The organism is Microbacterium lacus (assembly GCF_039531105.1).
Taxonomy (GTDB): Bacteria; Actinomycetota; Actinomycetes; order Actinomycetales; family Microbacteriaceae; genus Microbacterium; species Microbacterium lacus.
In genome coordinates this window covers 1157721-1184673 of the sequence record NZ_BAAAPK010000001.1, presented here as the reverse complement: position 1 = coordinate 1184673, position 26953 = coordinate 1157721, and the positions used below count along the sequence as shown (strand labels likewise).

The window sequence follows — 26953 nt, the reverse complement described above, 5'->3', positions numbered from 1 at the left end:
CTCAGCCGGCGTTGTAGTCGGCGTTGTAGCGGTCGAGCACCTCGGCTATCGGCGCGTCCATCACGAGACCACCTTTGTCGAGGTAGAGACCCCGCTCGCAGAAGCGGCGGAGATCCTTCTCGTTGTGGCTCACGAAGAAGAGCGTGCGTCCCTCCGAGAGCAGCTCATCGATGCGCGTGTAGCACTTCTCGCGGAACGCCTTGTCCCCCACGGCGAGCACTTCATCGACGAGCAGGATGGGCTCTTCGAGCTGCGAGACGACCGCGAACGCGAGGCGTACCTTCATGCCGTTCGACAGGTGTTTATAGGGCGTGTCGACCGATTCGTGCAGCTCGGCGAAGTCGATGATCCCGTCGAAGCGCCGAGAGACCTCGGCGCGCGACATGCCGTGCAGCCCCGCGGTCAGACGCACGTTCTCGCGAACGGTCAGATCGCCGACGAAGCCGCCGGTGATCTCGATGAGCGGTGCGACCCCGCCGTTGACCTGGACCTTGCCCTCATCGGACAGGAGGACGCCCGCCACGAGCTTGAGGAGGGTGGATTTGCCCTGCCCGTTGCGACCCACCACGCCGATCGACTCGCCGGGGCGCACGTCGAACGAGACACCGCGCAGCGCCCAGAACTCCCCCGGCTTGGATCGCCTCGACGAATCGGCGAACAGGTCCTTGAAGCTGCGGCGGCCGCGCCTGTTGCGGCGGAACCGCACACCCAGGTCGCGCACCTCGATCGCGAGATCACCCATCACAGCTCCTTCAGCACGGGACGCTCGAGCCGACGGAAGACCAGGATGCCGAGCACGAGGAAACCGAGGCTCATGACGGCCCCGACCACGACACTCAGCGTGTCCCACACCTCGGGGAAGAAACCGACGCGGTACAGCGTGAAGATGCCGGACAGCGGGTTGAAGGCCGCAAGCTCGGGGAAGATGCCCGGCAGGTCGGAAACCGAGTAGATGATCGGCGACGCGTAGAAGAGGACACGCAGGATGAGCTTCGTGGTGCGTTCGAGGTCGGTGTACATCACGCACAGCGGTGCGACGAGCAGGCCGAGGCCGACCAGCAGTGCCGTCTGGAGCAGGATCGCCACGGGGAAGAGCAGAAGCCCCCAGTTGAGGGCGACCGGCGCGGCGCTGGTGAAGGCGGCGACGATCACGAAGCCGGCCAGGACCGGCAACGAGCACAAGAATTCGATGCCTTTGCTCAACACGATGCGGTTCACCCAGATCGTCCGCGGGATCGCCGTGGAACGGACGAGTCGGGCGTCTTTGTTGAACGCGCGCGTGAAGTCGGAGACCGCGGCGTTGAACCACACCCACGGCAGGAGCGCCGTGATCAGGAACACGATGTACGGCTCATGTCCGACCGTGCGCTGGAAGACCTGGGTGAAGACGAACCAGTAGATCAGGCTCATCACAAGCGGGTCCAGCACCGACCAGAGGTAACCGAGCGCGCTCGTGGCGTAACGGACCCGGAGGTCTCGTGCGGTGAGGAGCCACAGCGAGTGGAGGTAGCGCCGAGGAGAGCCCGGAGCGCCGACGGCGGCTGTGGTCACGGAGACGAGTCTATGGGGACGGATCACACCCGCGCGGTGGCGGGGCGCCCGTAACGACGGACACTACGCTGGATCCCGCCGCGATGCAGAAGGAGCGGGCGTTGTGACCTCGAGCGATACCGATGCATGGGGTCCCGCGACAGAGCCGCAACACCGCACGCCGGTCGTCCGCCCGGAGATTCAGGCGCTCCGCGCGGCAGCCGTGCTCGGTGTCCTGCTGTTCCACCTCTGGCCCCTCCGCTTGCCGGGCGGCTACGTCGGCGTCGACGTCTTCTTCGTCGTCTCGGGATTGCTCATCACCGACCACCTCGTGCGCGACCACGTTCGTCGCGGCCGCATCTCGCTCCCGGCATTCTGGGCGCGGCGCGCACGACGGCTGCTGCCGGCGTCCTTCCTCGTCCTCGCTGCGACGGCGACCGCTGTATACATCCTCGTGCCGCTCACGAGGTGGCCGCAGTTCGGCCTGGAGATCATCGCCTCCGCCTTCTATGTCGAGAACTGGGCTCTGGCGGCGCAGTCTGTGGACTACATGGCGCTGTCGAACGTCAAGTCACCGGTGCAGCACTTCTGGACCCTGGGTGTGGAGGAGCAGTTCTACATCGTCTGGCCGCTGTTGCTGATCGGGGGCGCCTACTTCGCCGGCCGGATGCGGCACAGCGGGCTCCGGGGAATAACGGGCGCCGTCCTCGTCGCAACCGTTGCGAGCTTCGTCTTCTCGGTCGTGTACACGGCTCTCGTGCCTACGGTCGCCTACTTCTCGACCGCGACGCGCGCGTGGGAGTTCGGGGCGGGCGCGCTCCTTGCACTCGTTTTGCGCCGAAACCCCACCCCGATCACCGGCGGCGTCGCTGCCGCGTCGTCGTGGGCGGGGTTCGCGTTGCTCGCCGTCGCCATGTTCCTCTTCACCGGTGCGACGCCCTTCCCTTCTTTCACCGCCCTGCTGCCCGTGCTCGGCACGGTCCTTGTCATCGTGGCGGGCGCCCCCCGCGCCAGGTGGGCACCGACGGCTCTGTTCTCGGTGCGGCCGGTGCAGTTCGTGGGCGATGTCTCCTACGGCGTCTACCTCTGGCACTGGCCCCTCATCGTCCTTCTCCCGTACGCGCTCCTGGCGCCGCTGAATACCTGGCAGTCCGTCGCGGTCGGCGCAGTCTCGATCGCACTGGGGTGGGCATCCAAGGTCTTCGTCGAAGATCCCGTGCGATCACACCGATGGCTGGTCTCCGGACGACCTCGACGGTCGCTCTTGGCGGCGGGGGGCGGGATGATCGTCGTCGTGGCGATGAGCATGCCGCTCGCGATGACAACGCCGCCGCCGCCGCCTCGGGTGCCGGCGACTCTACCGGCGTGCTGGGGTGCCGCCGCGATGACGGATCGGCAGTGCCGCGGCCCCTCAACCGCTGCCCTGCGAGCTCCGGCTGCCTCGTTCGCTTCGGACCTCCCGGCCACCGACGTCGCCGCGTGCGAGCTCAGCGTCGAGCTGTCGACGTACCGGCGCTGCGACCTGCGGCCAGCGAATCGCGACATGGACAAGACGATCGCGCTCGTCGGTGACTCGCACGCGACCCGATGGGTAGAGACGTTCGAGCGTGCGACGGAGCAGGAAGGCTGGGGACTGTCCACCTTCCTCGTCTCGGGATGCCCGCTCGTCTCGATAGAGCCGCTCGGCGGCGCCTGGGGGTACGATCCGGTCGGCGCGCAGCTGTGTCCGCAGTCGACGAGGGCGGTGATCGACGAGATCGCCGCCGACCCCGTCATCACGGACGTCGTCCTCACGAACCGCACACGGCTGTACGTCTCCGACGAGCCAGGGAATCGGCCCCTGTCTCCGCGTGCCGTCGCGGCGACGATCCGCAGACTGCAGGATGCCGGCAAACGCGTCACCGTGCTCACCGACCATCCGGAGACCGCGCGCACCCCCGTGCAGGGCGCGTCCGGTGCACCCGACTGTCTCGCGGTGCGGGATGCGCAGGAGTGCACGATGCCGCGCAGCGACGCGGATTTCGTGGACCCGATGCGCGCAGCGGCCGTCGAGACCGGCGCCGACCTGATCGACCTCACGGCGCAGTTCTGCGACGAGGAGCGCTGCCATTGGCAGATCGGCGGTCTCGTGGTCTACACGGATGACAACCACATGACGCGGTCGTTCGCCGCGACCCTCACTCCCGCGCTCGTCGAGGCCCTCTCGACCCGGAGCTCCGACGGGCGATGACAGCGGCGGGTCAGCCGGTCTCGATCACGCCCGCGGCGGCGAGTTCCCGCGCGAGCATAGGCGCCAGCGTCGCCGCGTACATGCGGGTGAGGTGGTTGTCGTCGAGGTAGACCGCGACGTTGCCGATGACCGGAAAGCACACGTCCTCCGGACAGAGGTAATCGGACAGATCCACCAGATGAGCACCTCCGACCGAGCCGCGGGCCGGATCGAAGCGGGCGAGCGCGTCCGACCGATCGGTGCGGCACAGGACCGAATCCGCACCGTTCTCGACCACGCACTCGAAGATGTCCTCGGTGAAGCGCGGGTTGTCGCGGAACAGCACCACCTCTGCGCCCGTCGACTCCAGCGACTCGACGGTCTTCTCCAGCCCGTCCAGCACACGCTCGCCGGGACCGCCCGGCTCGGTCTTCGTGGCCATGCCGAAGACGACGTCGGGCTCCAGCCGCTGGATGTACCGATCGGCGGCCGTTCGCCATCGCTCGCAGTCCTGGGATCCGGGGACAGGCGGCTCGTCGACGGCGAAGGAGCAGCCACCCTTCAGCAGCGCGATCACATTCCATCCCTGCTCCCGCGCGATCGGCAACACGGCCCCCATCCACTGCTGGGCGTGAGAGTCGCCGACGACGACCACCGTACCCGACGCACCATCACCCACTCTGAGCTGGACGCAGGTACGGGCGACCAAGGGCGAGGACGGACGGAACGCTTCTTCGCAGTCAGACTCCAACGCCACCCACTCGTCGCCGATCGACGTCGGGTCAGGGAGCAGCGGCACACCCGCCCGCACTGGAACGCCCTCGCCGAACGGAAGCGCCGCCGCTCCCGGGTAGTCGCTTGCGAACTCCGCCGCGGCAGACTCCACGCGGACCCGTTCGGCGATCTGCCACACTGTCAGCGGCACCGCAACCGTCGCGAGGCACGCGAGGATGACGACACCTCCGAGCACCGGTCGAGCATCCAGCGCGGTCAGTCGCCGCATGGGGTTCTCGACGCTCCCCGAGACGACGCGGGCGAGCACGAACGAGATGACGATGATCGCGAGGCCGGCGAGGGGACCGACGCTCGTCCGGTCCGTCACGATCAGCCACGTGATCAGGACCGGCCAATGCACGAGATAGAGCGCGTAGGCGTCGCGACCGAGGAAGCGGAGCGGTCGCGAAGCCAGGAGGGCCGACGGCGCCCCTCGAGCGGGCGCGGCGCCTCCCAAGATCACGGCTGCGGTGCACAGCACGGGCCAGAGAGCGAGGTAGCCGGGGAACCCGCCTCTCACGTCGATCACGATGCCGCACGCGATGATCCCGATGACACCCACCCAGCCGAGCACTGCTCGGACGGAGGCTGGCGCCCGGAAGAAGGGGATGGCCAGCGCGACGAGCGAGCCCGCGGCGAATTCCCAGAGACGGGTGCGCGTGTCGAAGTAGGCGAACGTCTGGTTCGTCGCGGTCTCATGGATGGAGAAGGCGAGCGAGGCCGCGAAGATCAGGCCGAAGACGACGGCCAGGAGCAGATCGGCCCGGATCCGCGTGCGCCGGACGACGAACGCGACGACGAGGAAGATGAGGGGCCAGAGGACGAAGACCTGGCCCTGTACGGAAAGGGACCAGAAATGCTGAAGAGCGCTCGGGACCTGCTCGTCCCGTGCGTAGTAGTCGACCTCGGAGAACGCCAGCTCCCAGTTCTGGAGGTAGAACAGCGACGCCCACGTCTGTCGCCACAGGGTGGACCACATCGTCGGCGGATAGAGGAAATACGCCGTCGCGAGGACACCGAGGAGTGTCACCACTGCGGCCGGCAGAAGCCGCCGGAACTTGCGGAGCCAGTAGGTGCCGACCCGCATGCGAGCGCCGTGCTTCATGCGACGGGCGAAGGATGCGGTGAGGAAGAACGCGGAGATCATCAGGAAGACGTCCACGCCGCCGGACACCCGGCCCAACCAGACGTGGTACACCACGACGAGCAGGATGGCGAGCGCCCTCAGCCCGTCGATGTCCGCTCGATACGCCACCGAGCCGGCGGCGGACAACGGAGTTCGCGGCAGTGCGGCATGCTCACCCGCTGAGGAGGATCGGGCGTCCTCGACGGGGGTGGCGATCGAGCTCACGAGCCCGTCTGGTCGGCGAGCTGGTTGTTCCACATCGACAACGCCGAGCCGATGGCCATGTGCATGTCGAGGTACTGGTACGTGCCGAGGCGGCCGCCGAAAAGCACGTCCCGCTCCCCCTTGGCCAGCTCACGGTAGGCCAGGAGGCCGGCGCGGTCCTCGGCGGTATTGACCGGGTAGTAGGGCTCGTCCTCGCGCGTGGCGAATCGGGAGTACTCGCGCATGATGACGCTCTTGTCGGACGGGTACCGATCGGCGCGCTCAGGATGGAAGTGCCGGAACTCGTGGATACGGGTGTACGGGACGTCCGCGTCGGCGTAGTTCATAACCGGGGTTCCCTGGAAATCACCGACGGGCACGACTTCCTCCTCGAAGTCGAGCGTGCGCCACGACAATGCACCTTCAGCGTCGTCGAAGTAGCGGTCGATCGGGCCGGTGTAGACGATCGGGAGCTGTCCGACCGTCGCCGTCTTGTGCAACGGCTGGGTCTCGTCGAAGAAGTCGGTGTCGAGCTTCACGTCGATGTTCGGGTGGTCGGCCATCCGCTCGATCCAGGCGGTGTAGCCGTCGGTGGGCAGCCCCTCCCACGTGTCGTTGAAGTAGCGGTTGTCGTAGGTGTAGCGCACCGGCAGACGGCTGATCACCTCGGCGGGGAGGTTCTTCGGGTCGGTCTGCCACTGCTTTGCGGTGTAGTCGCGGATGAACGCCTCATAGAGGGGACGCCCGATAAGTGCGATGCCCTTTTCCTCGAGGTTCGCCGCGTCCTTGGCGTCGAACTCCCCCGCCTGCGCTTGGATGAGCGCACGGGCCTGCTCCGGAGAGTACGCAGCCGCGAAGAATTGATTGATCGTGCCGAGATTGATCGGCAGCGGATACACCACGCCCTTGTGGTTCGTGTAGACGCGGTGCACGTAGTCCGTGAAGGTCGTGAACCGGTTGACGTACTGCCAGACCGCCGGATTGGAGGTGTGGAACAGATGCGCACCGTAGCGGTGAACCTCGATTCCCGTTTCCGGCTCGTTCTCGCTGTAGGCGTTTCCGCCGATGTGTGTCCGCCGATCGATGACAGTCACTTTGCGGCCCGCTGAGGCGGCACGCTCGGCGATTGTGAGGCCGAAGAAGCCAGAGCCGACGATGAGAAGATCCATGGGAACTCACTTGGGGTTCGGGTGCAGGGGTGGCCAGAATCCTTCGCGGCCCCGCCGATTCTACTCGGGCAGTCCAGCCGACACCTGATCGATCGCCTCACCGATGGTCGGAGCGAGCATCCGGACATACTCCCTGTTGAGATGGTCGCCGTCGAAGTACACCGGAATGCCGCCCACGGCCGCATAGCAGCGTTCGGCGTCGCAGAAGCTGTCCGAGAGGTCGATCGCTCGGACGTGCGGATCGGCGCTCCGGGCGGCTGCGATCGCTATCGGATCCGGAGGGAGCGCCTCAGCACGCGGACGAGCGCACGCCAGCGGGTCTCGGCCGTTCAGAAGCAGACAGTCGGGCTCTCGCACCTCGGCATTCAGCGGGGTATCGACGATCGGGACGACTTCGGCTCCGACGGCAGTCCATCGTGCCCAGTCGCGGAGAAGACCGTCGGCGAACTGGTCGGTCTCCGACCGAGCGGACCCGTCGTCGACCTCTTGAAGCCGGGCTGCCATGGAGGTCAGCACGAGGTCGGGCGCGGCTGCGGCCACCTTTTCCGAGACTTCCCGTGACCAGCGCCGGCACTGATCGACGTCGGCCTGTCCCCACGCACCGCGGAAACCGGTGAATGCCACGTCGGCCGGCGGGCACCCGCCATAGAAGCTGAGGGTCAGTCTCCAATGACGTTCTCGCGCGATGTCGAAGATCGCACTTTGCCACTGCTGTGCATGCGAGTCGCCGATCAGCCACACGTCCTCGGCATCTTCCGCACCGCGGGAGTAGTCGCACACGCGTGTCGTCTTCTTGTCGCCGTAGGACAGCTCGTCGAGGAAGTCCCCGCACACCGGTGGTGTGTAGAAGTACTCGTTCTTCGCGGCCATCACAGGAGATCCCACCTTGCTGAACCGTTCGGGACATGCCTCCGCCTGCGCCATGGCCGCCGGCCCCACACAGGCGCCGGTAGGCAATGGTGCTGTCGGCGCATCGGCGGCGGATCTCAGTGATTGACCGACGAGTAGCGCTCCGGCCGCCAAGAGGACGACCACGACACCCGCGATCATGCCGAACAGCGAACGCCTGACGCTCACCCATCCCGCCCAGCGTTGTCCGGGATCCTCGATCCACGTTTTCGTCGCAGCCGCGAGCAGGAGGGCGGCGCCCAGGACACCGACCTTGAGTGCTGTCGTCGACTCTGTGGCCAGTGCGAAGGGGGCAACGACGATGAGCGGCCAATGCCAGAGGTACAAGGAGTACGAAACACCGCCAAGCCACTGGACCGGGCGCGTTGCACTCAGCCGCCCGTGCCACAAGCTGTCGTGGCGGCCCCCGGCCGCGACGATGGCGGCGGTTCCCAGGACCGGGAGGAGTGCGGCGACGCCCGGGAAGGGTGTTCGTTCACCGAATGTGAGCATCGCGACGAAGATCGATGCGAAGCCGACGACTGACAGCACGTTGGCGGACAAACGGTTGAGCACGACGCGGTGGCCGAGCAGGGCGAGAAGACCGCCGACAGCAAACTCCCAGGCGCGGGTGTACGTCACGAAATACGCCTGGTTCGGAGAGGCGGCGGTGAAGAACACACTTGCCGTCAGCGACGAACCAGCGACCACCGAGAGCGCGACCAGCACCCGCCGACGGATGGAGGAGCTGCCGGTGAGACGCGCTCCGACGAGGGTTGCGGCGATCATCAGGATGGGCCAGACCAGATAGAACTGCTCCTCGACCGAGAGCGACCAGTAGTGCTGTGCGACGCTGGCCGAGTCGTTCAGTGCCGAGTAATTGACCGACATCGCCGCGAGGAACCAGTTCTCCACATAGAGCGCACTGGATGCGATCTCCAGAGCGTTCCGTTCCCAGCGCGGGTATGGGAGGAAGACCATGACAAGTATTCCGGCCACGAAGAGGACCAGGAGCGCCGCCGGCAGCAGGCGCCTGATGCGTCGCGCATAGAACGCGCCCAGTCGGACATGACCAGTCCGCGAGATCTCGTTGAACAGGTGGCCTGTGATCAGGAAGCCGGAGATGACGAAGAACACATCCACGCCGATGTACCCGCCAGTCACGCGGGCCGGCCACAGGTGATTGAGGACGACCGCGGCGATGGCGAGTGCCCGCAGCGCCTGGATGTCGGTGCGGAAGGGACGTCTCGTAGAGGGCGTCGGGGCGGCAGCTGTCGTGATCTGGCTGGTCATGGGTGCTCTGTGCGGGGGCGATCGTGGAACGAACGGTGCGCCACGGGTCGTGGCCGGCACCGGAGGAGATCCGCCCTCATCCGAGGGAACCGCACTCCGCGCCCGGCCCCAGTGTAGGCGTGGCGGTCACGTGCCATCTGAAGGACACCCGAACCCTCCCGTGTCAGGGATGAAGGTAGGTCGCGAGTGAGTCCGCTGTGTGGGGTGCGGTGTATCCGGTGGTGGTGATTTTGGTGGTGTTGAGGGTGCTGTTGTGGGGGCGGGGGGCGATCGGTGTGGTGGCGGCGGCGAAGTACTCGTCGGTGGTGACGGGTGTGATGCGGTTGGGGTCGTGGCCGGTGAGTTCGTAGACGTGGCGGGCGATGTCGGCCCAGGTGGTGGGTTCGCCGGTTCCGGTGAGGTTGTAGGTGCCGTATTCGGGGCGGGTGTTGAGGAGGTGGTGGATGCCTTCGGCGAGGGTGGTGGTGAAGGTGAGGCGTCCTACCTGGTCGTTGACGACTTTCGGGTTGATGCCGCGTTGGGCGAGGGTGGCCATGGTGCGGACGAAGTTGTTGCCGTCGCCGATGACCCAGCTGGTGCGGATGAGGTAGTGGCGGGGGACGGTGGTGGTGATCGCGTCGCCGGCGGCTTTGGTCTGCCCGTAGACCCCGAGCGGGCAGGTGGGATCGTTCTCGGTGTATTCGCCGTGTTTGGTGCCGTCGTAGACGTAGTCGGAGGAGACGTGGACCAGGGTGATCCGGTTTTCGGTGGCGATGCGGGCGAGGGTGGCGACGGCGGTGACGTTCACGGCCCACGCGGTGGCGCGGCCGGTGGGGGTTTCGGCGGTGTCGACGGCGGTGTAGGCGGTGGCGTTGATGATCGTGTCGTAGTCCCGCCACCGGCGTGCGGAGGCGAGGTTCGGGTCGGTGATGTCCAGTTCCGCGCGGGTGGTGTATTCGATGTGGGGGTGGTCGCCGAACTCGTCACGGAGAGCTCTGCCGAGTTGCCCGTTCGCGCCCAGGATGAGCGTTTTACGCGGCGGGACGGGGGTGACGTCTTTCAGGCGGGGGTGGGCGAGGTCCTTCGCGGAGATCTCGACCTCATCCAGAGGGATGGGCCAGTCGATTCCGGCGGTCTCGTCGGCGAGGTTCAGGAACGAGTACCCCTCCCCGTTCGGGGACCAGTGGTCGTTGACGAGGTACGTGTACGCGGTGTCGGGTTCCAGGGTCTGGTAGGAGTTCCCCACCCCGCGGGGCACGAAGATCGCCGTGGACGGGTCCAGTTCGGTGGTGAACACGGTCCCGAACGTGTCACCTTCGCGGAGGTCGACCCAGGCGCCGAAGATCCGGCCGGTGGCGACGGAGACCCATTTGTCCCACGGTTCGGCGTGGATGCCGCGGGTGGTGCCGACAGCGTCGTTGAAGGAGATGTTGTTCTGCACCGGCCCGAAATCTTCCAGGCCTTCGGCGAGCATCTTCTCCCGTTGCCAGTTCTCTTTGAACCAGCCCCGGTTATCGCCGTGCACGGGCAGGTCGAACACCACCAGCCCCGGGATCGGGGTCTGCGTGCGCGTCAGGGCTTTGCCGAACTCCGTCATCAGGGGTTACTGGCCTTTCGTGGCGTAGAACGCTTCGACACCGTCTTTGGTGGGCGCCCACCAGTCCTCGTGCTCCTGATACCAGGCGATCGTCGCGGCAAGCCCCGCCTCGAAATCGGAGTACTGCGGGCCCCAGCCCAGCTCGGTGCGGAGCTTGGTGGAATCGATCGCGTACCGCAGGTCGTGCCCGGCACGGTCGGTGACATGGTCATACGCAACCGCCGGCTGCCCCATCAGGGTGAGGATGAGTTCGACGACGTCCTTGTTGTTGCGCTCCCCGTCCGCGCCGATCAGGTAGGTCTCCCCGATCACCCCCTTGTCCAGGATCGTCAGGACCGCGGAGGAGTGGTCATCGGCGTGGATCCAGTCCCGCACGTTCTCCCCGGCCCCGTAGAGCTTGGGGCGGATCCCGCGGATCACGTTCGTGATCTGCCTCGGGATGAACTTCTCCACGTGCTGGTACGGGCCGTAGTTGTTCGAACAGTTCGAGATCGTCGCCTGAACCCCGAAGGACCGCACCCACGCCCGCACCAACAAGTCCGACCCGGCCTTGGTGGAGGAGTACGGGGAGGACGGGTTGTACGGGGTGTTCTCGGTGAACCGGTCCGGGTCATCCAACTCCAGATCCCCGTAGACCTCGTCCGTGGAGATGTGATGCAACCGCCGGTCATGCTTCCGCGCTGCTTCGAGCAGCGTGTACGTGCCGATGATGTTCGTGTCCAGGAACGGGCGCGGATCATGCAACGAGTTGTCGTTGTGGGACTCCGCCGCGTAATGGACCACCGCGTCGACTTTCGCGAACAACCCATCCACCAGCGCGGCGTCGGTGATGTCCCCCACCACCAGCTCCACCCGATCCTCCGGCAGCCCCGCCAGAGAAGCCCGGTTCCCGGCGTAGGTGAGCTTGTCCAACACCGTGACGTGGTGATCGGTGTGCTCGATGACGTGGTGGACGAAGTTGGAGCCGATGAACCCGGCCCCACCGGTCACGAGAAGATTCCCCATCAGCGGCCTCTTTCCAGGATCTCCAACAGATACGACCCGTACCCGGACTTCACCAGCTTCACCGCACGCTCCCGGAGCTGCTCATCGGTGAGGAACCCCTGCCGCCACCCGATCTCCTCCGGAGCACCGATCCGCATCCCCGTGCGCCGCTCCATCGTCCGCACATAATCCGCGGCATCGGTCATCTGATCGAACGTGCCCGTATCCAGCCACGCCGTCCCCCGCGGCAACACCTCGACCTGCAACTTCCCCGCCTCCAGGTACGCGCGGTTCACATCCGTGATCTCATACTCACCCCGCGGCGACGGGTCCAGGGCCCGCGCTATCTCGACGACGTCGTTGTCGTAGAAATACAGACCCGGCACCGCGAAATTCGACTTCGGAACCGCAGGCTTCTCCTCCAACGACACCGCCTTGCCCGCATCATCGAACTCCACCACCCCATACGCCGACGGCTCGGAAACCCAGTACGCGAAGATCGCCCCACCATCGACATCCGCGTACCGCTTCAACTGCGTCCCGAGCCCCGGCCCATACAGAAGGTTGTCCCCCAAGACCAGGGCGACCTTGTCGTCCCCGATGAAATCCGCACCGATCGTGAACGCCTGCGCCAACCCATCCGGCGACGGCTGCACCGCGAACGACAACTCCACCCCGAACTGCGACCCGTCCCCCAGCAACCGCTCGAAGAACGGCGCATCATGCGGGGTCGTGATGATCAGAATCTCCCGGATCCCCGCCAGCATCAACGTCGACAACGGGTAATACACCATCGGCTTGTCATACACCGGGATCAACTGCTTCGACACACCCAACGTCACCGGATGCAAACGCGTACCGGAACCACCAGCCAAGATGATGCCCTTCATCCGTCAATCGTGTCACAGGGGCAACCCGCACTCGGGCCGGACATTTCCGCAAATCGGCTTCAGGTACGGCGTGTCACATTGTTCTCAATAGTCACAGTGGTAACGGCACCCAACTTCCGCCACAATGTAGACGTGACTCGATTCGACACGCGGAGCGTCCCCCGACTGACCGCTCTGCTCGTGGTGGCGACGTTCATGCTCGGGTCGCTGGTCACCGCGCCGGCGACCGCCGCGCCGCTCAATGCGCCCGTCGCGACACAGGCGATGGTCGACACCGGCATCGTCCGCGCAGCGGATCTGAGTCAGTTCCGGCCCGGCAACATCATCTCCGATGAGCGGTTCTTCGACACCGCATCCATGAATGAAGCACAGATCGACGCCTTCCTGCGCGAACGCGTTCCCACGTGCCGATCCGGTTACACGTGCCTGAAGGACTTCCGACAAACCACGAACACGCGGGCAGCCGACCGATACTGCGCCGAGTATCAGGGTGGTTCGTCCGAATCCGCGGCCCGGATCATCTACAAGGTCGCGCTGGCGTGCGGGATCAACCCGCAGGTGCTCATCGTGACCCTCGAGAAGGAGCAGGGTCTCGTCACCCACACCTGGCCCTCGGACTGGCGGTACACGATCGCGATGGGTCAGGGGTGCCCCGACACAGCGGCCTGCGATACGCGATACTACGGATTCTTCAATCAGGTGTATGGCGCCGCGCGCCAATTTCAGATCTACACCGAGGGCCGGTATTTCACTTACTACGCCCCGGGAAAGACGTGGAACATCCGGTTCAGTCCTGACGCCTCCTGCGGGTCCTCGCCGGTATACATCGAGAACCAGGCCACCGCGAACCTCTACTACTACACGCCATACCAGCCCAATGCGGCCTCTCTGCGAGCGGGATACGGGCAGGGCGACGGCTGCTCCACGTACGGCAACCGCAACTTCTACCAGCGCTTCGTGGATTGGTTCGGCGCACCGTCGATCCAGGTGACGGGTGCCCTGTACGACTACTGGCAGTCGCAGGGCGGAGCCACCGGTTGGATCGGCGCTCCCATCGCGCCCATGCGTGGTTGGAACGGACAAGGCTGGTCTCAGCGCTTCTCGAAGGCGGACCTCTATCTCGCAGCCGACCAGTCGACCGTCCGCGCCACGATCGGCGGCACGCAGGTCGAGTACCGGATCGTCGGAGAGGTGCAGAGCGGACTCGGATGGCCGCGCGGTCCCGTGCTGGCGGCGGCCGGCGGCTGGTATCAAGACTTCGTCAGCGGCCGCATCTACGTCCGCCCGGCCGACGGAGTCGGATATGCGGTCGCGTCGCCGATCAACGAGGTGTACGAAGCCGCCGGCAACATCAACGGCGCGCTGGGATGGCCCACCAGCCGTGCGTACCGCTTCGACGCCGGGTCCCGTCAGGACTTCGCGAAGGGCAGCGTCTTCCAAGGTCCGTCGACCGTCGCGCCGCTCGACACGGCGTGGACCTCCGCGTACCTCGCGACAGGCGGGCCGTCGGCAGTCGGATGGCCGGTCACGACCGGCACGACCTCCACGGGCACCCACGCACAGTTCACCGCGGGCCTGATCCACCGCCCGACGAGCGGGACCGCGATCACCGTCCGCGGAGAGGTCTATCGCGGGTTCGCCGCCGCTGGGGGCATCACAGGGACGCTCGGCGCGCCGCTTGAGGGTGAACGGACGGAAGCCGACGGATTCTCGCAGCGCTTCCAGGGCGGAACTGTCTACGCGACTTCACGAGGGACATTCGCTGTGACAGGGCTGAGCGCGGCCCTGACCGCGTTCGGCGGCGTCGCGCGTATCGGCTACCCGACCGGTCCGCAGCTCGGCTCTGGCGCGTCGTTGTCCCAAGACTTTGGTCCGACCACCCTGACGACCTCTCCGGCCGGCGTGTTCGGAGTGACCGGGGTGATCGGTCGCACGTACCGCGGCCTCGGTGGAGCCGGCGGAGCACTCGGCGCGGCGACCTCGGCGGAGGGCGGTCTCCAGAGCGGCTTCCTTCAGAGCTTCGAGAACGGGCGCATCTACTGCAGCGCGGTCGCCACGACCTCCGTGTCGACGGCTGCGGCCCGCATCCTCGATGCGGCCGGCGGCGTGACGGGACGCCTCGGCTGGCCCGTCGGACCGGCGGTCTCCGACGGCCTGAGCATCCGGCAGCCGTTCCAGGGCGGCGAGATCTGGACGAGTGCGGACGGGACGACCGGAGCGCCCGTCGTCGGCGCCGTGCTTCAGACCGCGCGGAGGGCAGGAGGGATCGGCATACTGGGCGTACCGACCGGCGCCGAACAGGAGTCGCCGGCCGGCTGGTCGCAGTCCTTCGCCCGCGGGATCGTGTTCGTGCCCCGCAGCGGGACCGCGTCGGCCGCGACGGGCGCGGTGTTCACTCACTTCGCAGCCGGCGGCGGGATGGCGACGTACGGCTTCGCGACCGCGCCTGCGAGCACCATCAGCGGAGCGATCGTGCAGCAGTTCCAGAACGCGACGGTGTTCGCCTCGTCGACCGGCACCGCCGAAACCCGGGGCTATATCCGCACGTTCCACGAGCGCTGGGGAGGGCCGGGCGGCGTACTGGGCATCCCGAAGCAGAACGAGTTCGCGACCGCCGGAGGCTACCGACAGGACTTCGCCGGTGGAACTGTTCTGGTCTCGTCCACCGGCGCGTTCCTCACGCGCGGCGCTCTCGGGGCGGAGTACCTGCGCCGCGGCGGACCGTCGGGCGCGCTGGGCTGGCCGCTCGGCAACGAGACAACCGGTGAGGGCCGCTGGCAGCAGCGCTTCCAGGGAGGCACCCTCGTACTGCTGGCGAACGGCACGTACCTCGTGGAGTAACGGCGGGAGGCGGCGCCCGCGGTTGCTACGCTTTTGACACCATGACCTCCTCCCCTGACGCCGTGCTGGTGATCGTGCCCGCATGGAACGAAGAGCGCAACGTGGGAACGACGGTGCGTGAGATCCTCCGGGCCGGCGAGGCCTATGACGTCGCCGTCATAGACGACGGGTCCACCGACGGCACGGCAGAGGCCGCTCGCGAAGCGGGCGCAATCGTCCTCAGTCTGCCGTTCAATCTTGGGGTCGGAGGCGCGATGCGCACGGGGTTCACATACGCGCAGCGGCACGGCTACCGCCGTGCGATCCAGGTGGACGCGGACGGGCAACACAACCCCTCAGACATCGACCGCGTCCTCGCAGGGCTCGAGCACGCGGACATCTCCATAGGCGCGCGGTTCAGCGACGTCGGGGACTACGAGGTCCACGGCCCGCGCCGGTGGGCGATGGTCTTCCTCGCGTCGGTGCTCTCGCGCGTCGCACATACGCGATTGACGGACGTGACCAGTGGCTTCCGCGCGGCCGGACCGCGCGCGATCGATCAGTACATCAGCTATTACCCGGCCGAGTATCTGGGAGACACCCTCGACTCTCTGGTCGCCGCGTGCCACGCCGGTCTGACCGTCACGCAGGTTCCCGTCGCGATGCGACCGCGTGCGCACGGCCGCCCGAGTCAGGGATCCATCGGTTCCACCGTCTATCTCCTGCGCTCGGTCTTCGCACTGAGCCTGGCCGTCATGCGCCGGGCCCGTCCCGACCGACGCAGCATCGCGGACGGGAGCACGGCATGATCGTCCTCGGCGGCATCCTCCTCGCGCTGGCAATCCTCATCCTCGTCATGTGGATGCTGCTCACCCGGCGCCTCCGCGAGAAGTACGCCGTCCTCTGGCTGGTGATCGGCCTCGCCGTCCTGATCCTCGGCGTCTTCCCGCAGCTCCTCCTCTGGCTGACGGCCGTCCTCGGGGTCCAGCTGCCCGCGAACCTGCTGTTTTCGCTCGCGATCGTTCTGCTCCTCGCCGTGAGCCTGCACCTGTCGTGGGAGCTCTCGCAGGCGGAAGACGAGATTCGCCGCACCGCCGAGGAGATCGCGATCCTGCATGCCGACCTCGACCTCCTGCGCGCGCGGGTGGATGTTCTGGACTCGGATGCCGCGCAGCCGGAGGGGTCGCCGCGAGTCGACGGCGATGAGCGCATCTGACCTGACCGGAGCGCGCCCGCCGGCACGGGATCGCGGCCTGACCTACGTCCTGGGCGCCACGGTCGTCGCCGGCGCCATCGGGTATGTGATCCAAGCGGTCGTCCCCGCCTTCACCGGCACCGACGAGTACATCGCGTTCAGCGTCTTCTGGTCGGTGGTCTATCTCATCGTCTCCGCCCTGTCCGGCATCCAGAACGAACTGACCCGCGCCGCACATCCCACCGCCGACCGGAAGGGCTCCGGCTGGCGCAGCCTCTGGGGATTCGCAGGAGTCGCGGCCGCCGTCGCGGTGCCGACGGTCGTCGCGACCTCGCCCCTGTGGGCACCGGCTGTGTTCGCCGCGGACGTCGCGATGCTCGTGGCTGCGGTCGCCGTGGCGACGCTCGGCTACACGATGGTGGCCGTCCTCAGCGGCGCTCTGTACGGCGTGCGCAACTGGCCCGCCGTGGCGACGATGACCGTGAGTGATTCGGCCCTCCGCCTGATCGCGGTCACTGCCGCGCTCGCGCTCGGCGGAGGGATGGTCGCGCTCGGCTGGGCCGTCGCCGTCCCTTTCCTCCTCGCGTTCGTCGGAGTGCTCGCGCTGTCGGCACGATCGATCCGCGCCACCCTCCACCTCGACACCGGGATCGGCGCCCTGGGCCGCAACAGCCTGACGACGGTCGCCGCCGCCGCCGCGACCGGTCTGATGATCAGCGGATTGCCCTTCCTGCTCGGACTCACCTCACCGCGCACGAACGGCGCCCTGCTCGCGTCGCTCATCCTCGTCATCACTCTGACGCGAGCGCCTCTGGTGATCCCGTTGCTCGCCCTGCAGAGCTATCTGGTCGTGACGTTCCGCGACGATGCCCACGCCGTTCGGCGCCGCGTGCTCCGACTGGGCGGCGCGCTGCTGGCGCTCACCGGGGTGCTGTCGGTGCTCGCGCTCTTCGTCGGACCGTGGATCATCGTGCTCCTCTACGGCGATCGCTACGAGCTGCCTGCCGCCGCGTACGCGCTGATCGTCGCGAGCGCCGGACTCACCGGACTGCTGTGCATCACGGGTCCCGCCGTACTGGCCTCCGGACGACACGGCGTCTACCTCGCCGGATGGGCCGTCGCCTCCGCCGTGCTGGTCGGTGGGCTACTCCTCCCGTGGGAAGACCCCGCACGGGTGCTGACGGCCATCCTCGCCGCGCCGGCGGCGGGCGTTCTCACGCACGCAGCCGGTTCCGCGGTCCGTCGTCGGAGGACCGGCGGCGGCCCGTCAGCGGGAGATGCCGAGCGCCCGGTCGAATGACGTGCGCGTCTCGCGCGCGGTCCGCGTCCAGGTGAATTCGGCCGCCCGTGCCAGACCCGCTGCGCTGAGTTCGGCCTGGAGGGCGGCATCCCCCACGACAGCGTCCATCAGCTCAGCCAGCGCCTCGTCGTCGTGCGGGTCGAAGTAGCGCGCCGCCTCGCCGCCGACATACCGGTGGACGCCGATGTCGCTGAGCAGCACGGGAACACCGGCGCCCATCGCCTCGAGCGCCGGGAGCGAGAAGCCCTCGGCGAGCGAGGGGATCGCGAGCGCCGTCGCGGTGGAGTAGAGGTCGCGGACCTCCGCGTCATCCACCCATCCGCGCAGCTCGACCGTCGAGGCGACGTCGTACTCGCGCGCGACCTCGGCCAGAGGATCCTCTCCGCGACCCCCGGTGATCACGACGCGGGGTCGACGCTCGAGCGGCAGCAGCGCGGAGGCCCGGATGAGCGCAGCCCAGTTCTTGTGCGGGCGGCGATTGCCCATGGCGAGGATGAGCGGACCATCCTCGCCCGCCCGGCGCCGGTCGACCCCCGCGGGCGACGACCCTGCCAGCGGCACGACGTCGAGTCTGTCGTCCCTCACGCCGAGGTACTTCGCGATCTCGGTGGCGGAGTCCGGGCTGATCGTGATCACGCGCCGCGCGTTGCGGGCCGCCACCTTCTCCATCCATTTGACCGGCGCAGTGTAGAGCGGTGTGCTCATGTACTCCGGATGGCTCCAATAGAGCATGTCGTGCATTGTCACGACCGTGGGCATGCGCGTCTTACGTGGGCCTAAGGTCGCCGGGGCGTGCACCAGGTCCGCGTCGTGCCGGACGGCGGCGCGGGCGACTTGGGTCAGCTCGCCCCACGCCCATACGAACCGGTTCTCGCCACTGATGCCCGAGCGCACGATCGGCCCGGGGAACCACGACAGGTCGAGATCGGCCCCCTCCCGGCTCACGAAGCCGATGTAGTCGTAGTCGTCCTCCAGCCGCCCGAGCTCACGGTAAAGATCGCGCGTGTAGGTCTCCATCCCCCCTTTCGTACCGGTGTAGGAGAGGAGATCGACGAGGACGCGGGGCATGGGGAATCCAGATCTGAAGGGTCGATGCGGTCACGGACCGACGGGAGTGGGGCGCAGCCGCCCAGCGCGCGGGCGGGCCCATTCCATCGCGCGATGTTCCACGACCACCCAGCTGAGCCAGGCGAGGACGAACGTCATGACGGCCGCGATGAGGATGTACACGGGCAGACCGAGCGCCGCTGCACCCAGCAGGACGGCGATCTGCTGCATGGGCCAGGCGTAGATGTAGAAGCCGTAGCTGACGTCGTTGCGGGCCACCCAGCGCGGCTGGGGAACGACGGAGGACAGCCACAGCAGACCGTACGCGAGGAAAGGCGCGGATGCCTGACCACCCCAGCGCGGGACGGCGACGATGAGCACGACGGCGATCGTCAGCGAGAAGACGGCGACGATCGCGTTGATCCCCGAGCGCTCGACGATGAAGAAGACGAGCGCGCCACCGAGGAAGAAAGGCGCGAGCTTGGCGAAAAGGAGGAAGCTCGCGTCGAGCCCCCATCGCTCCGCGAGCGAGGCGCCGATCCACACGAACAGGCTCAGCACGAACACCGCGCCAGCCATCCATCCGTTGCGGCGGAACAGCGCGATCCCGCCCAGGAGCCAGACGAGCATGTAGCACAGGAACTCGTAGAACAGGGTCCAGAGCGAACCGTTCCAGACGCCCGGATACGGCACCGACTCCAGCGTCGTGCCGATCGTGTAGCTGTCGATGTACAGCGTGAGGTTCGACCAGACGTACTGCAGGGGCGTGATGGGGGTGCTCATGAAGCCCGCGAGGGTGCCGTGCTCGATCAGCGCCGCGATCGGGGCGAACACGAACGAGGTGACGATCAGGCACACCAGGAAGCCCGGGAAGATGCGGGCGATGCGGTGCAAAAGGTACTCCCCGGGCGCGGTCCGCAGTCGGCTCCGGGTGATGAGGAATCCGCTCAGCACGAAGAATCCCGCGACCGCCCACCCACCCAGGTTCTCCCCCTGGATCTTCGGACCTTCCCCTTCGCCCACGATGTAGAACGAGTGCGCGAAGAGCACCATCGCCGCCAGGATCAAGCGGAAGAGGTTGAGGCTGTTGGCGCGATAGGGGAAGGGGGCACCGGCGAGCGCGAGGCCCACAGTCACTTCAGCAGATTCCGCGAGGCCATCTCATCGAGAGAGCGCTGGTATGAGTCGCCTTCGAGGGGCTCGCTGAGCACCCATTCGACGAACCGTGCGACGCCGTCGCGGAACGCCACCTCGGGCTCGTAGCCGAGCACGTCGCGCAGACGTGTGGTGTCAGCGACGTTGTGGCGGATGTCGCCGAGACGGTAGTTGCCCGACACCCGCGTGGGCACCTCGCTGCCGAAAGCGCTGAACAGCGCGTCGACGACTTCACGGACCGTCGTGGCGACACCCGAGCCGACGTTGAAGACCCCGCCGGCCGCATCGGCGACGGTCGCCGCGCGGAACGTGGCCTCGACGACGTCGTCGATGTACACGAAGTCACGGCTCTCGAGTCCGTCCTCGAAGATGTTGATCTCCTTGCCCTGTCGGATGAGCGTGGAGAAGATCGAGAGGATGCCGGTATAGGGGTTCTTGAGGGACTGCCCGGGACCGTAGACGTTCTGATAGCGCAACGCGACCGGCTCGATGCCGATCGTGGGCGCGACCGTCATGATGAGTGATTCCTGCACCTGCTTGGTGATGCCGTACACCGAGGAGGGATGCAGCTTCGCGGACTCATCCGTGGGGATCACGGTGATCGGGCCCTCGCCCGGCATGTGCACGTCGAAGTCGCCTGCCGCCATAGCCGCATCCGCACGGTGTGGTGGATGGACGACCCGCCCGTCCTCGGTTCGATAGGACCCTTCGCCGTAGATCGAGCGCGACGATGCCACGACGATCCGGCGCACATCGTGCTTCTCATTTGCGAGGATGTCGAGGAGCTTCGCGGTGCCGCCGACGTTCGCCTCGACGTAGCGGTCGATCTCGTACATCGACTGCCCGGTGCCGGTCTCGGCGGCGAGGTGTACGACGAGGGTGGCACCGGTCAGAGCGCGCCGCAGGTCGTCGGCCGAGGTCACCGTCCCCCGGACGACGTCGGCGACCCCGTCCAGCGACCGCAGCAGCGGCGAGGTGACCTCAGGGTCGTCCCCGTGGACCTGGGCGATCAGGGAGTCGAGCACCGTGACGGTGTGCCCCGCGTCGACGAGGCGGCGCGCGACGCGCGTGCCGATGAATCCGGCACCACCGGTGATGAGCACGTGTTCGGGCATGCAGATTCTCCAGAGCGTGGGGCGAGTGGCTCGGTGGAGCCCGCGCGGGTCAGAAAGCGAAGATGTGCGCGAGTGTCGATTGTAGTCCGGCACGTGTTCCGTGCCGGAGGACTCCGGGCAGCTCGGCGATGCCGTGCAGGCGCGACATGACGCGCAGCCTCGCCGTGCGCTGGGTGCGATCCCACCCCATCGCCCGCGCGAGGGCGCCCGCTTCGGCGTAGTAGGTGCGCTCGTCGCGGAAGCGGCGACCATCGAGCAGGGTCTTCTGCGAGGCACTCCCCCCATGCCGACGGTAGGAGAACGCCGGTGTGGGGTTGTAAGCCAGACTCCCGCCCTCGAACGCGATGTCCATCAGGAGCGCGAGGTCCTGGATGATCGGCAAGCCGTCGCGGAAATCGATCCGCCGCAGGGTGTCAGTGCGGAAGGTGAGAGACGGCCAGTAGAGCCAGTCACCGCGGATGAGGCTCGTCGCCATGCGCTCACCGCGCAGCACCGCGATCCCCTTCCCGCCGCGCGGCGCGAGCATGCGCTGCTTCACCCGGTCGACAAGCGGGAGCACCGGCGTCCCGTGCTCGTCGATCACCTGGACTCCTGGCTGGATGACGTCGGCATCGGGCACGGCGTCGATCGTCCGACCGACCACCTCGAGATAGCCGGGGTGCAGCAGGTCGTCGCAACCCAGGATCGTCAGGTACTCGCCTCGTGCGCGCCGGATGGCCTCCCGGTAATTCTCCGTGATGCCGAGGTTCACCTCGTTCCGGATGTACGTGATGCGGCTGTCGTCGAGCTGCGAGAACCACTCGCTCACAGCAGGGTCGGGGTAGCAGTCGTCGATGACCGTGAGCCGCCACTCGCGGACGGTCTGGGCTTGCACGGAACGGACGGTCTCGTAGAGCAGACCGGGCTCGCCCCAGAACGGGACGACGATCTCGACGCGATTCATGACGTCAGTCCGCACGAGATGATCCGGAAGAGCTGGGCGCCGCCCTCTTCCGCGACGAGTTCGGTGTAGGGCGAGTCGGCGAGCCGATCCAGCCCCGAGAAGTCGCCGCCGTTGTCCATGAAGTCCCCTCCGCGGTCGAAGTCGAGCACGTAGCGCACGCCGGTCTCCTCGAGTGCGTCGCACACAGCCGGCGAATCGCCGTCCGTGTCCAGCCGCGTGTTGATGATGCGCGCGGCTTCGGTCTCGTCCATCAGCAGGTGCGGCATCAGGACCGGGCGTCCGCTCAGGCCGTACGCGAACGACGTCCCCGTCCAGGGGTCACCGGCGATGACGGCCCCCTCGGGTACCAGCTCGTCGAGTCGGTCGATGAGTGCGAGCTCGTCCGGAGTGATGATCGGCGCGTCGGAGCGCATCTTGTACGTGTACTCGATGTCCGCGGCCGCCTGCCGCACCGCGGTGCCCTGCGTCGTGACGGTGAGGACCACAGCGAAGACGACCAGCGCCACGACAGGGAAGCGCGACGAGAATGTGCGCAGCCGGGACGCGCGCCGCATCATCCACCGCACGAGAGCAGTGGTGCCGACGGCCGCGAGGGGCAGTACGGCCACCATCCACAGGGAGGCGAGCCGGGGAGCGTTGTTGTACCACGGTGCCGTCAGCCAGGTGCGGAGGAGCTCTACCGGCGACCCCGCCACCGTGATGTAGAGGACGGAGCCCACAGCGGCCGTGCCCAGAACGATCCAGCGACCGTACGTCGGTCGGCGGACGATCGAGTAGGCGCCGATGATCAGCATTGCCGCCAGTACGGGAGCGATGGGGTACTGGTATACCGCGGCCGAGACGACTTCGCCGATGGCGTGCGGCAGGCTCGCGATCACGGGCCAGTAGATCTGGTCGGCCGGCGGGCGCACGCGTTGCAGGAGGACGAGACCCACGACGAAGTAGCCGACGAGCGCGGACGCCCAGAGGAGACGCGCTCGTCCTCCCGACGCCCGGGCGATCCGGTCGGCAAGGGTCCCGACGACCATGGGGAGCGTCAGCGCCAGGAGGCCGATCAGCGCGCCGGGGTGGGCCACACCGATGCCCGGTACGGCGAGCACGAGCAGGAGGACTGCATCGTGTCGTCGTGCCACGCGCTCGGGCCGCAGCGCCTGGTAGGCGACCGCAAGACCCGCGGGCAGGCAGGCGAGTCCGAGGAAGAGCGGATAGAGCACCCCGTAGTGCAGCGGGAGGTAGGGGAACGCCGGAGACGCGGCGGTCAGGACACCGGCGGCGACGATGACGACCCTGTCGGCCCCGACGAGCGTGCGTGTCAGCAGCACGGCGCCGATGGGCCAGACGAGTGCCGCTACGACGATGATCACGGCGTTGTTCGCGACGACGACGGACGCCCCCGAGAGCATGACAACGAGCGAAACCACTGCGTGCCACGCCGAGGGGTAGAACGGAAGACCCTCGGCACTCGTCATCGTCCCGACCCACAGCGGCGACGCGTTCGCGGTGTCGAGCACGTACTGGACGGCGTTGAGGTGGAAGAAGTTGTCGTACCGCTGCGCGAAGTACTCGGGAGAGACCATGCTGCGCATGAGCACGAACCCGATCACGACCGCAGGAACGGCCACCGACAGGATCTGCGGGAGCCGGGAACGCGATGCGCGGCGCGGCGAGCCCGGAATGCCGACCCAACGCGACCAGGCGAGCGCCGCGAGAGCGGCGAGGGCCGTCAGGACCAGGAGCGGAAACGGGCTCCACGGTATTCCGGTCCACCCGCCGATGAGCGACGAGACGGCCACGAGCGACACCGACAGCGGAGCGGCGATTCCCACGAGCCACAGCCCTCGGAGTCGCAGAAGGTACGCCACCAGCCCACCGGGCAGTGCGAGGAGTGCCGTCGCCGCCAGCAGGGCGGGGACGATGGCGAGCCAGTTCACGTGCCGGGGATCCGTCGCTTCCGAGCGGTCGCGCGAGTCATCGGGCGACCTGCTCGGGGAACTCGACGGACGGGTTGAACGTCACTCCCGCCAGCCACTTGCGCAGAAGTCGTGCGCGCAGGCGCAGCGGTACCCGGCCGCGGTGCAGGCTCACGAACAGGCGTGCGCCGAATTCGAGGAAGTAGAGCAGGCCGCGGTGGTGCAACTGATAGGACGCCTCATTGCGCACCCCGTACTCGAACTTCCAGAGACTCTTCGCATCCACCATCGCGAAGTTCACCCCGCGGTTGTCGCCCATGTCGTGGATGACGACACTGTCGAGGACCTGGACGCCCGGGCAGACCTTCGTGAGGCGGAGGGTGTACTCGCGGTCATCGAACCAGATGAAGTAGTCACGGTAGGGCAGGCCGTAGCGGGCGATCGCCCAGCGAGGGATCAGCACCGACACGAACGAGCATGCGGTGACCATGACGTTGCGCTGGCCCTTGACCATCAGGCGACCCCAGTCCCATGTCGGGACCGGGTTGTTCATCTCACAGATCGAATCGTCCGTGAATTTCACGACCGAGCACGCGAACGGCACATCGGGGCCGAGTTCGGCGACGGCCTCGTCGAATCCGCGCACGAGCGTTTCCAGCGCGGTCGGCTGCGGGTAGCAGTCGTCGTCCATGATCCACACGTGGTCCGCGCCGGTCGCGTAACCGCGCAGCATCCCCTCGGCGAAGCCGCCCGCTCCCCCCGTGTTCGTCGCCATCGTGACCACGTCGATGCGAGGGTCATGCCGCAGGCCCGCGAGGTAATCTGCCGTTCCGTCGGTCGAGGCGTTGTCGATGATGAGCAGCGTCGCCGGCGCTAGAGTCTGGGCCTGAAGCGCGGCGATCACGCTCTTGAGCTTCTCGAGTCGGTTGAACGTGACGATGACTGCGGCGACCGTCACCACGATCCCACCTCCTGTGTGAACCATTCGCTTGCCGGTGTTGCGGACAGGAGCTTCTGCTCCGCGTGCCGCTCGTCGCGCCAGAGCTCCTCGCGCGCGCTCTCGTCGCCGGCGAGCCATGCGACCTTTCGGGCGGCCTGGCGGACGGCGAGATGCACGTTGCGGCTGACGAGCGCCCGCGACGGGATGATGTCGGACTGCGCGCCCACGTCGGTCGAGATCACCGGGACACCGTGGCTGATGGCCTCGAGAGTCGTGAGGGTGAGGCCCTCGTTGTGCGATGTCACGACGAGGACGTGGGCCTCGGCCAGCGTGTGCTCGACCGGAACATCCGAGTCGCGCCTCTCGACGATGCCTTGGAGCGAGTACGCCGCGATGAGGTCATCGGCCCATGACGACAACTCGCCGTCGCCGTGCATGATGAAGCGCAGCGGCGCCTGGTCCGAACGAAGACGGTGGGCCATCGCGAGGAAGACTTCGGGCGCCTTCTGGCGCGCCATGCGTCCGACGAAGGCCACCGTGAAAGGCTCCGACTCGCCTCGCGATCGGAAGGTGGGTTCGACGCTCTGGACGGTCAACCCCGCCAACGGCGCCATGACGACCTTCTCCGCGGCCACGCCCTGCGTCTCCACCATCCAGTGGCGTAGCGTCGGCGAGATCACGTGGTGCCGCGTGATGACATCCTCCACCCGGACACTGCTGTGGGGGAAGCCGCCACCGCGGTACTCGACGATGTGCGTCGAGTCGATAATGGGGATCTCCGGCCGGGACATCGCCACCCAATGCAGCCGATCGTAGAGCCATTGGTTGTGATGGACGACGATGCCACGCACATCGAAAGTGCGCAGAATGGCACTCAGCAGCTCCTCCACACCGGGTGTCTGCGACCGCACCGTCGGCTCGGAGAACGGAATCAGAAGGGCACCGTCCAGCTCCGGGCGTCCGATCCACGGATGGTGGGAATCTCTGTTGGTCAAGACGATGGGAAGGAACCCCGCGTCCCGGACGAGCTTGACGGTTTCGAAAGCCCAACGTTCAGCACCGCCCAACTCGAACCAGTGCATTCCGATGACGATTGCCCGCGGCGCCTGCGCTGGTGGGCGCGTCGCCGGGACAAGCTCGCCGTCCTCATGGATACCCCCCGGCGAGAACTCCTCCGCGAAGCGCCGTCTTTGCGCGGGGTGGGTGATGGCCCGCCGATGCCTGAGCAACTCCACGTCACGCGCCTCGTCGTAGAGGAGCGGCGTGCGGGCTCGCACCGCTCGGAGCGCTCGTCGCACCACGCTGGTGGACTGATCGCGCGGCGGGTCGAAATCCAGCACCTCGTCTCGCGAGACGTGCACATGCCGGACCGCTCCGGCGGCGAGCGCTCGTGCCATCGCTGATGCCTCAGCGCCCTCTCCCGAAGATGGAGAGATCTCGCTGGCCGCTCCGATGGTGAAGACCCGCCGACGGAATTGGCGCGACATGCCATCGAAGGTCGCGTCGTCGGTCGTGCGCGGAAGGGTCGTCCAATCGCCGTCGTAGCCGTGCACGATCAGATCGCGCCCCGGTGCCATCAGCGCATGGAAGTTGAGGGCGCCCACGAGGAGTCGCCGTTCGCGCAGCGAGAACTCCGAGAGGACGTCGGAGTCGTTCGTGATGCGGAATACGGCCGGCTGTCCGAGCACAGTCTGAATCACGATGCGGGTGTTCCCTGAGAGATCTGAGGAGCGGCCCGCCGAGTGACGGAGCAGTCAGATGCTATCAACGTGGTCTTGGAGCAACCCGTGAGCGGCGTGCGGAGCCGCTCCCAGGATCTGTGATGCGACCCGCGACTAAGATGAAATCCGCCCGCCCCGGGCCACCCGACCCACGCCTGAAGGAG

20 protein-coding genes are annotated in these 26953 nt (G+C 67.2%); 5 read left to right on the top strand and 15 right to left on the bottom strand.

Annotated features, from left to right (window positions below):
• Position 1: 1 nt before the first annotated feature.
• Positions 2–742: an ABC transporter ATP-binding protein gene (locus tag ABD197_RS05500; RefSeq protein ID WP_344052409.1), complete on the bottom strand. Its 741-nt coding sequence runs from the start codon at positions 740–742 to the stop codon at positions 2–4.
• The gene (locus ABD197_RS05495; protein WP_344052407.1) at positions 742–1551 is read right to left on the bottom strand and encodes an ABC transporter permease; all 810 of its coding nucleotides are present in this window, start codon (positions 1549–1551) and stop codon (positions 742–744) included. The genes ABD197_RS05500 and ABD197_RS05495 overlap by 1 nt, the downstream gene beginning before the upstream one ends.
• Before the next feature lie 103 nt (positions 1552–1654).
• Between ABD197_RS05495 and ABD197_RS05490 the strand changes: the two genes are divergently transcribed.
• Positions 1655–3760, top strand: coding sequence for an acyltransferase family protein (locus ABD197_RS05490; protein WP_344052405.1), 2106 nt, complete (start codon positions 1655–1657; stop codon positions 3758–3760).
• 10 nt (positions 3761–3770) lie between these two features.
• Here the strand turns inward: ABD197_RS05490 and ABD197_RS05485 are convergent, their stop codons facing one another.
• From ABD197_RS05485 to rfbA, 6 genes are all read right to left on the bottom strand, one after another.
• Entirely contained in the window at positions 3771–5864 is a 2094-nt protein-coding gene (locus ABD197_RS05485) for an acyltransferase family protein (protein WP_344052403.1), read from the bottom strand.
• Complete coding sequence (gene glf / locus ABD197_RS05480; RefSeq protein ID WP_344052401.1) at positions 5861–7012, bottom strand: UDP-galactopyranose mutase; 1152 nt, start codon at positions 7010–7012, stop codon at positions 5861–5863. Before glf ends, ABD197_RS05485 begins: the two co-directional genes overlap by 4 nt.
• Positions 7013–7072: 60 nt before the next feature.
• Positions 7073–9193 (bottom strand): acyltransferase family protein, encoded by a 2121-nt coding sequence (locus ABD197_RS05475; protein WP_344052399.1) that lies wholly within the window; start codon positions 9191–9193, stop codon positions 7073–7075.
• Between the two features lie 163 nt (positions 9194–9356).
• The gene (locus ABD197_RS05470; protein WP_344052397.1) at positions 9357–10769 is read right to left on the bottom strand and encodes a sugar nucleotide-binding protein; all 1413 of its coding nucleotides are present in this window, start codon (positions 10767–10769) and stop codon (positions 9357–9359) included.
• A gap of 6 nt (positions 10770–10775) precedes the next feature.
• Positions 10776–11774: a dTDP-glucose 4,6-dehydratase gene (gene rfbB / locus ABD197_RS05465; RefSeq protein ID WP_344052395.1), complete on the bottom strand. Its 999-nt coding sequence runs from the start codon at positions 11772–11774 to the stop codon at positions 10776–10778.
• On the bottom strand, positions 11774–12643 hold the full coding sequence (rfbA, locus tag ABD197_RS05460) for a glucose-1-phosphate thymidylyltransferase RfbA (RefSeq protein ID WP_344052393.1): 870 nt from the start codon (positions 12641–12643) through the stop codon (positions 11774–11776). Before rfbA ends, rfbB begins: the two co-directional genes overlap by 1 nt.
• Positions 12644–12775: 132 nt before the next feature.
• Here rfbA and ABD197_RS05455 point away from each other — a divergent pair, with 132 nt between their 5' ends.
• The 4 genes from ABD197_RS05455 to ABD197_RS05440 are packed head-to-tail and all read left to right on the top strand — an operon-like array spanning position 12776 to position 17958.
• The gene (locus ABD197_RS05455; RefSeq protein WP_344052391.1) at positions 12776–15484 is read left to right on the top strand and encodes an LGFP repeat-containing protein; all 2709 of its coding nucleotides are present in this window, start codon (positions 12776–12778) and stop codon (positions 15482–15484) included.
• A gap of 41 nt (positions 15485–15525) precedes the next feature.
• Entirely contained in the window at positions 15526–16272 is a 747-nt protein-coding gene (locus ABD197_RS05450) for a glycosyltransferase family 2 protein (RefSeq protein WP_344052389.1), read from the top strand.
• The gene (locus ABD197_RS05445) at positions 16269–16679 is read left to right on the top strand and encodes a DUF2304 domain-containing protein (protein ID WP_344052387.1); all 411 of its coding nucleotides are present in this window, start codon (positions 16269–16271) and stop codon (positions 16677–16679) included. Before ABD197_RS05450 ends, ABD197_RS05445 begins: the two co-directional genes overlap by 4 nt.
• The gene (locus ABD197_RS05440; RefSeq protein ID WP_344052385.1) at positions 16666–17958 is read left to right on the top strand and encodes a lipopolysaccharide biosynthesis protein; all 1293 of its coding nucleotides are present in this window, start codon (positions 16666–16668) and stop codon (positions 17956–17958) included. Before ABD197_RS05445 ends, ABD197_RS05440 begins: the two co-directional genes overlap by 14 nt.
• Here the strand turns inward: ABD197_RS05440 and ABD197_RS05435 are convergent.
• Genes ABD197_RS05435 through ABD197_RS05405 form a run of 7 tightly spaced genes read right to left on the bottom strand, consistent with a single transcriptional unit; the run spans position 17926 to position 26768 of the window.
• Positions 17926–19026 carry a glycosyltransferase family 4 protein gene (locus tag ABD197_RS05435; RefSeq protein ID WP_344052383.1) on the bottom strand — a complete coding sequence of 367 codons (1101 nt, stop codon included), beginning with the start codon at positions 19024–19026 and terminating at the stop codon, positions 17926–17928. The two genes, ABD197_RS05440 and ABD197_RS05435, sit on opposite strands and share 33 nt — an antisense overlap.
• Before the next feature lie 30 nt (positions 19027–19056).
• Positions 19057–20142, bottom strand: coding sequence for an acyltransferase family protein (locus tag ABD197_RS05430; protein WP_344052381.1), 1086 nt, complete (start codon positions 20140–20142; stop codon positions 19057–19059).
• Positions 20139–21275 (bottom strand): NAD-dependent epimerase/dehydratase family protein, encoded by a 1137-nt coding sequence (locus tag ABD197_RS05425; protein ID WP_344052379.1) that lies wholly within the window; start codon positions 21273–21275, stop codon positions 20139–20141. The genes ABD197_RS05430 and ABD197_RS05425 overlap by 4 nt, the downstream gene beginning before the upstream one ends.
• 49 nt (positions 21276–21324) lie before the next feature.
• On the bottom strand, positions 21325–22218 hold the full coding sequence (locus ABD197_RS05420; protein WP_344052377.1) for a glycosyltransferase: 894 nt from the start codon (positions 22216–22218) through the stop codon (positions 21325–21327).
• Entirely contained in the window at positions 22215–24149 is a 1935-nt protein-coding gene (locus ABD197_RS05415) for a DUF6541 family protein (RefSeq protein WP_344052375.1), read from the bottom strand. The genes ABD197_RS05420 and ABD197_RS05415 overlap by 4 nt, the downstream gene beginning before the upstream one ends.
• A 37-nt stretch (positions 24150–24186) precedes the next feature.
• Positions 24187–25086: a glycosyltransferase family 2 protein gene (locus ABD197_RS05410; protein ID WP_344052373.1), complete on the bottom strand. Its 900-nt coding sequence runs from the start codon at positions 25084–25086 to the stop codon at positions 24187–24189.
• Complete coding sequence (locus tag ABD197_RS05405) at positions 25083–26768, bottom strand: glycosyltransferase (protein WP_344052371.1); 1686 nt, start codon at positions 26766–26768, stop codon at positions 25083–25085. Before ABD197_RS05405 ends, ABD197_RS05410 begins: the two co-directional genes overlap by 4 nt.
• Positions 26769–26953 lie beyond the last annotated feature (185 nt).

Bases quoted from the DNA above. Each gene is read 5' to 3' on its own strand.
- ABD197_RS05440 (WP_344052385.1), top strand. From the start codon at position 16,666: ATGAGCGCATCTGACCTGACCGGAGCGCGCCCGCCGGCACGGGATCGC.
- ABD197_RS05435 (WP_344052383.1), bottom strand. From the start codon at position 19,026: ATGCCCCGCGTCCTCGTCGATCTCCTCTCCTACACCGGTACGAAAGGG.
- rfbB (WP_344052395.1), bottom strand. From the start codon at position 11,774: ATGGGGAATCTTCTCGTGACCGGTGGGGCCGGGTTCATCGGCTCCAAC.
- ABD197_RS05425 (WP_344052379.1), bottom strand. From the start codon at position 21,275: ATGCCCGAACACGTGCTCATCACCGGTGGTGCCGGATTCATCGGCACG.
- ABD197_RS05475 (WP_344052399.1), bottom strand. From the start codon at position 9,193: ATGACCAGCCAGATCACGACAGCTGCCGCCCCGACGCCCTCTACGAGA.
- ABD197_RS05445 (WP_344052387.1), top strand. From the start codon at position 16,269: ATGATCGTCCTCGGCGGCATCCTCCTCGCGCTGGCAATCCTCATCCTC.
- ABD197_RS05500 (WP_344052409.1), bottom strand. From the start codon at position 742: ATGGGTGATCTCGCGATCGAGGTGCGCGACCTGGGTGTGCGGTTCCGC.
- ABD197_RS05420 (WP_344052377.1), bottom strand. From the start codon at position 22,218: ATGAATCGCGTCGAGATCGTCGTCCCGTTCTGGGGCGAGCCCGGTCTG.
- glf (WP_344052401.1), bottom strand. From the start codon at position 7,012: ATGGATCTTCTCATCGTCGGCTCTGGCTTCTTCGGCCTCACAATCGCC.
- ABD197_RS05450 (WP_344052389.1), top strand. From the start codon at position 15,526: ATGACCTCCTCCCCTGACGCCGTGCTGGTGATCGTGCCCGCATGGAAC.
- rfbA (WP_344052393.1), bottom strand. From the start codon at position 12,643: ATGAAGGGCATCATCTTGGCTGGTGGTTCCGGTACGCGTTTGCATCCG.
- ABD197_RS05470 (WP_344052397.1), bottom strand. From the start codon at position 10,769: ATGACGGAGTTCGGCAAAGCCCTGACGCGCACGCAGACCCCGATCCCG.